Source organism: Longicatena sp. (genome assembly GCF_982403165.1).
In genome coordinates, this window is sequence record NZ_CEVYEL010000035.1 from 20,662 (window position 1) to 27,063 (window position 6,402).

General features: G+C 40.4%; 7 protein-coding genes. 6 read left to right on the plus strand and 1 reads right to left on the minus strand.

Annotated features, from left to right (window positions below; genetic code table 11):
- Positions 1–3: 3 nt before the first annotated feature.
- Positions 4–693 (minus strand): deoxyribose-phosphate aldolase, encoded by a 690-nt coding sequence (deoC, locus tag AC1VS3_RS08730; protein WP_008979296.1) that lies wholly within the window; start codon positions 691–693, stop codon positions 4–6.
- Positions 694–795: 102 nt separating this feature from the next.
- On the opposite strand from deoC, the gene AC1VS3_RS08735 reads away from it, so the two are divergent.
- The 6 genes from AC1VS3_RS08735 (at position 796) to AC1VS3_RS08760 (ending at position 6,310) form a co-directional block, all read left to right on the plus strand.
- Complete coding sequence (locus AC1VS3_RS08735; protein WP_270355615.1) at positions 796–1,551, plus strand: GntR family transcriptional regulator; 756 nt, start codon at positions 796–798, stop codon at positions 1,549–1,551.
- A 224-nt stretch (positions 1,552–1,775) separates the two neighbouring features.
- Positions 1,776–2,552: a glucose-6-phosphate isomerase family protein gene (locus AC1VS3_RS08740; RefSeq protein WP_128125265.1), complete on the plus strand. Its 777-nt coding sequence runs from the start codon at positions 1,776–1,778 to the stop codon at positions 2,550–2,552.
- Complete coding sequence (locus tag AC1VS3_RS08745; RefSeq protein WP_117548020.1) at positions 2,549–3,103, plus strand: glucose-6-phosphate isomerase family protein; 555 nt, start codon at positions 2,549–2,551, stop codon at positions 3,101–3,103. Before AC1VS3_RS08740 ends, AC1VS3_RS08745 begins: the two co-directional genes overlap by 4 nt.
- On the plus strand, positions 3,100–4,839 hold the full coding sequence (locus AC1VS3_RS08750) for a class I mannose-6-phosphate isomerase (RefSeq protein ID WP_008690724.1): 1,740 nt from the start codon (positions 3,100–3,102) through the stop codon (positions 4,837–4,839). Before AC1VS3_RS08745 ends, AC1VS3_RS08750 begins: the two co-directional genes overlap by 4 nt.
- Before the next feature lie 43 nt (positions 4,840–4,882).
- The gene (locus AC1VS3_RS08755) at positions 4,883–5,614 is read left to right on the plus strand and encodes a GntR family transcriptional regulator (RefSeq protein ID WP_008690726.1); all 732 of its coding nucleotides are present in this window, start codon (positions 4,883–4,885) and stop codon (positions 5,612–5,614) included.
- A 90-nt stretch (positions 5,615–5,704) separates the two neighbouring features.
- On the plus strand, positions 5,705–6,310 hold the full coding sequence (locus AC1VS3_RS08760; protein WP_117548021.1) for a GNAT family N-acetyltransferase: 606 nt from the start codon (positions 5,705–5,707) through the stop codon (positions 6,308–6,310).
- Positions 6,311–6,402 lie beyond the last annotated feature (92 nt).

Sequence of the window (6,402 nt, forward strand, 5' to 3'; positions counted from 1 at the left end):
TGGTTATCCTCTTTCTTTTTTAAATTCATCTAAGATTTTTAATGAACTGCTCGTACCGATACGTTCTGCACCTGCTTCCAGCATTGCTTTGCATGTTGCCCAATCGCGAATGCCTCCGGCTGCTTTTACTTTCACTGCATCGCCTACGGTTTCTTTCATCAGTTTTACATCTTCTACACTAGCTCCGCCAGTACCGAAGCCGGTACTTGTTTTGATATAATCCGGTTTCACTTTTTTAGCTATTTCCGCAAGCTTGCGAATTTCTTCTTTTTCTAAATAGCAGTTTTCAAATATAACTTTACATAAGATCCCATGTTTATGACATACCTGTGTGATTTCACGCATTTCCTTTTCAAGATAATCCCAATGATGCATCTTTGCTTCTCCGATGTTGATGACATAATCAATTTCATCGGCACCATCTGCAATTGCTTTCTGCGTTTCTAAAATCTTTGTCTCCAGTGTTGTCTGCCCTAAAGGAAAGGCGATGGCTGCTCCCACATGCACATCACTGTCCTTGAGTTGTTCTTTACAATAGGTTACCGGTGAAGCATTGATGGCAACCATCGCGGCTCCGATTTCTTTCGCTTCACGGCAGAGTTTATCAAAATCCTCATGTGTTGCATAGGCCTTTAAAAAGGTGTGATCAAATACACTTGCAAGTGTTTTAGCGGTTAATTTTGTTGTGTCCATAACGATGTCCTCCTTTAATGTAATTACATTATAACATTAAGATATTTTCATTGTCAAATAGAAAAAAATCCTTTATAATAAAAAGAGAAATGAGGCATGTATATGATCGATAAAAACCTGCGCCAGCATTTTCGCATTGCGAAAAATTCTCCTGTTCCATTATATTATCAGTTGAAATCGGCAATCTTGGAATTGTTTGAAAACGGCTATTATAAACCTGGTGATAAATTACCGACAGAGGCAGAGTTTTGTGAACTCTTAGATATATCAAGACCAACGATTCGTCAGGCATTTGCGGAGTTAATACATGAAGGGTATATAACCAGACAAAAAGCAAAAGGCACGTTTGTCTCGGTACCGAAAGTAGAAGGCAATTTCTTTATGAAATTAAGCAGTTATGACGAAGAGATGAAAAGCTTAGGTTTAGTGCCAAGCACAAAGGTGTTACAAAAAGAAACACTTCCTACACCGGAAGGTTGTCAATCATTATGGGAGAGTGAAACATCACTGTATTTAAAACGGCTGCGGTATGCTGATGAAAAGGAAATGGTCGTCGTGGAAACGTATGTGCCAAGTACAGTATTTCCGGACATTGCCCAACATGATTTTGAAACATCTTCCCTTTATCAGATTATGGAGGAAAGGTATCAATGTAAAATAGCTTATGTTGATCGTGTGGTAGAAGCACGTTTGGCAGATGAAGAGATCCAGTCATTGTTGCATATGGAACAGCCGGCAGTAATCTTGTATGTAAAAACAAAGGCATATACGGCGGATGATCGGTGTGTGGAATATTCCACGGCATATTATCATGGAGAACGTAATACCTTTAAAATGCGTCTTATTCAACAGGGGTAATTCAGAAGCTCTTCTATTTGCAGGATGGAAGAGCTTTTCGCTTTATGCGCATACCATAGCTTGTTTGGGCATTTCCTATGAAAAAAGATCGAAAAGATAGGTCAATTCCATGGAATTGGTATAACGAATTTCGGAAATTTCAGCACTTTTATTGACATTTATTCAGTGGTTTACTAGAATAAAATCAAGCAAGATATAATGTTATAACAATTAGGAGGAAAGATATGGAATTTGACCCTGGATTTGCCATCCATATGGAGGAAGAAACACTAACGTTTTCCTATGGCGATGGCGCATTTGGACCGATTTGTGAAAAGCGGCATCTTAATGATATTCGTTCTTCATTGGCGGATGCAGATGCGGATGGACCGGATGTTTTATACAGTATAGCTATGGATGTCGGTATGGAAAAGGATCGCGAAGCGATTGTACAGCGCAATCTTTTATATGGTGCAGTTGCATATGCGAAAGGAAGAATCGGGAAGGAACCTGTCCGCTCACAAGGACATATTCATGCGATATCCCCTTCTTGTAATGCATCCACCTGTGAGGTTTATGAAATATGGAGCGGTGAGGCGTATATTTATATGCAGCAGTATGGCGGTGATGATGCCGGAAATTGTTATGCCGTACATGCCAAAGCGGGTGATGTTGTCATCGTGCCACCGGGTTGGGTGCATGCGACGGTGAATGCGAATATTCATGAGAACATGAGCTTTGGGGCATGGTGTGTCAGAGATTATGGCTTTGCATATCAGGAAGTGCGTGAACACAATGGTATTGCTTTTTTCCCACTGGCGGATGAAGCGGGTAATATTACCTGGGAAATGAATCCTAGCTACAGCCAAGGAAACCTTACCATTTGTGAGGCCAAAGAATATCCACAATTTGGTATTGAAAAAGGAAAACCGATTTATACGCAGTTTCAGGAGGATCCGGATAAATTCTTATTTGTCGCACATCCTGAAATAAAGAAAAAGGAATGGGAGGAACTTGTATGAAGGTAGTAAAAGCACCGGTAACATTCGATATACATTCCGTAATGGAAGGAAGTGATGTTGCGGTTGGCACGAAACGGTATAAGGATGCCAAATCCTTCTTTGCCAAAGTAGGTGATCTGGATGAAAACACAGTGATGTATGATGTATATTCCTACACAAAAGGTGATGCCAAGCGGGGCAATTTAAACTGGGGACTGACCGTGTTACATCCACTTTGTGTAGCAGGAGAATGCAATATGACACGCGGACATTGGCATGAAGATCGTGACTGTGCGGAATTTTATTTCGGTGTCAGTGGAAAAGGATTGTTAATGTTGATGGATGAAGAAGGAAATACTTGGGCAGAAGAAGTGTCTGAGGGAAGCCTGCATCACATTGACGGTCATCTTGCACATCGTCTGATCAATACAGGAGATGAGGATATGAAAGTGGCTGCCTGCTGGGGTTGTGATGCCGGACATGATTATGCAGCGGTAGATGCGATGCCATTCGGCTATCGCGTAATGAAGGAAAAAGGAAAACTGGTATTTGTGAGAGGAGAAGAAGAATGAAAAGCAATTACAACAAATTCCCGACAACGTATATAGAGGGATATGATGACAGCGCATGGGCTGGTTATGCGCCTATTTTGGATGAATTGAAAAAACACTGCAATACAGGACGTCATGTACTGGTTGCTGATGTGTATCCGGGGGTATTTGATGATGAAATTCTGCCGGAATTAATGAAACTGCATCCAGCATTAGTAATTAATATGATAGATCTTTTTAAAGAAGAAAAAACTATCAGTGAACAATTGAAATATCATATAACGGATGATCGCGTCTTTGGTAAGATGTATTATGGAGATGTCATTGATTTTATTGATTTGACGAAACTGGAAGAGGCAAAGCAACAGGTTATGGCATGTGATGGTTTGGTTTTGCTTTATGGTTTTGGAGCTGCTTTGGTACATCCAGGGGATACTCTGGTTTATTTCGATATGGCTCGCTGGGAAATTCAAATGCGTTATCGCGCAGGCATGGGCAATTATAAATGCAGCAATTATGATGAAGATCCATTGCGTAAAAATAAACGTGGCTTCTTTATTGAATGGCGTATTGCGGATAAGCATAAAGCATCTTTATTTGAACGAATGGACTATGTATGCGATACAAATAAAAAGATGGAGCCAAAGATGATCAGTGGCGATGCCTTCCGCAGTGCATTACAGCAGATCGCAAAACAGCCATTCCGTACAGTCCCATATTTTGATCCGGGTGTATGGGGAGGCCAGTGGATGAAAGAGGTTTGTGACCTTGATCGTTCCAAACAAAATTTCGCCTGGAGCTTTGATGGCGTACCGGAAGAGAACTCTTTATATTTAGGATTTCATGACATTACGGTAGAAATCCCAGCTATGGATTTGGTATTATACCAGCCAAAACCATTATTGGGTGCACAGGTATTCGCACGTTTTGGGGCAGAATTTCCAATTCGTTTTGACTTCTTAGACACCATGGGCGGACAGAATTTAAGTCTTCAGGTACATCCACTGACGGAATATATTAAAAAACAATTCGGTATGACTTACACACAGGATGAAAGCTATTATATTTTAGATGCAGAAGATGATGCTGTCGTATATCTTGGGTTAAAAGAAGGTATTCAAAAGGATGAAATGATTCAAGATTTGCGTAAAGCGAATCAAGGCGAAATGTCCTTTGATGCAGAAAAATATATTAATAAATTTCCGGCAAAGAAGCATGACCATTTCTTAATCCCGGCAGGTACTTGCCATTGTTCTGGAAGTAATGCAATGGTTTTGGAAATCAGTGCTACACCATATATTTTTACCTTTAAATTATGGGATTGGGATCGTTTAGGTTTAGATGGCCGTCCACGTCCGGTGCATATCGAACATGGAAAAGAAGTCATTCAGTGGGACCGTACGACACCATGGGTAGAAAAGAATTTAGTTAATGCGATTTATGAAGTATCACGTGGTGAACATTATGTGGAAGAACATACCGGTCTTCATGAATTGGAATTTATCGAAACCAGACGTTATTGGATGGATGATGTAACGCATCACACTACCGATGATGGGGTGCATATGCTGAATCTGGTAGAAGGAAGAGAAGCAGTCATTGAAAGTCCAACGAATGCTTTTGCGCCATTTGTTGTTCATTATGCGGAAACCTTCATCATTCCAGCAAGTGTCGGGGAATATACGATTCGCCCATATGGAGAATCTCAAGGTAAGAAAATCGGTGTTCTGAAAGCTTACGTAAGAAAATTTTCCTAAAATAAAATAAGACATGCTATAATGGATTCACGGAGGTGAGTTCATGGAGCAACTCGATTTTAACAAAGGTGCAATTCCTCTGTATATTCAAATCAAAAAAATTATTAAGGATAAAATCTTATCCAATGAATATGCCCCAGGAGATGCCATTCCAAGTGAGGCGCAGCTGCAAAAACGCTTTGGTGTATCACGCATCACGGCAAGACAGGCGATTGCCCAATTGGAAACGGAAGGATTGGTAGAACGTGCCAGAGGAAAGGGCACAAGAGTCATATTCCAGAATAAGATTGAAGAAGAACTGATTGGTATCAAAAGCTTTACGAATGAAATGCTGGAAAGAGGAATTACGCCTGGCACTAGCTATGTGCATATTGAAATGACCGTAGCAGATAAAGAAGTGGCAGAGGTATTTCATTGTCCTTTGCAGGAACAAGTATATCGTCTGTCCCGTGTACGTACTGGAGATGGGGCACCAATGGTTTACTTCATCAGCTATTTTTCTAAAGACCGCAATCTGCCTTTAGATGATACCCGCTATCAGGGCAGTATGTATGCATTGCTGGATGAACTTCACATAAACAAGCCATCACGTAGTAAGGAAAGCTTTTATGCCGTAACAGCGACGAAGGAAATTGCCGAAAAGCTAGAAATGAAAAAAGGCGAGGCCTTACTGGTGCGTAAGCGTGTATCTTATGATCATGATGGACGTGTGTTAGAATATACGGTTTCCTATTATCCAGGAGATCGTTATTCCTATACGATAGAATTACAATAAGACTCGAATCTATGTTCGGGTCTTTCCTTATATTTTAGGTAACATGCCATTGTAAAGAATACATATGAAATAGATAAGGAGGAGATGCAGATGACAACGTTAGATAAAACGATACCTTATTATCCGGTATTAATGGAACTAACAGAACTACCGGAAAAGATGGAATACCATTTGGCAGAAGGATATCGAGTCATACCTTTTGATGCGCGTTATAGTCAAGATTGGGTGCGCTTGCATGTGGCATTAGGTCAGTTAACGAATTTTGCACAGGGAATGCAATATTTTAAGGAAACATTTTTATCACAGCCGGAAAAAGTGAAGAAACAAATGCTACTAGTCGTTGATGAAAACGGAAGGCTTGCCGGTACAAGCTCTGTATGGGAAGGCGAGCATTTTGGTCATACACGAATGCGTGTGCATTGGGTAGGTGTAGATGAGCATCATCAAAGAAAAGGGATAGCTAAGGCATTAATGATTGAAACGATTCGGTTGTATGCCTCTATGCAGGTAACAGAACCTCTGTATTTAACTACGCAAACAAACAGTTATGTGGCAATTGCCATGTATTTGCGATTAGGTTTTACACCTTATAAAAAAGCAATGCCCGTAAACTTTCAAGCAGATCCCAAAACATTTGAAAAAGATACGGCATTGGCTTGGAAACTCATCATGGATAAGATTGCCGAAATAGCCTAAAACAATAAAAAAAGAAAATCACACCCGATGATTTTCTTTTTTTGTATGAGAAAACCCCCAGATAGTCTGGGGGTTCCGTAGAGCTTTAGCGA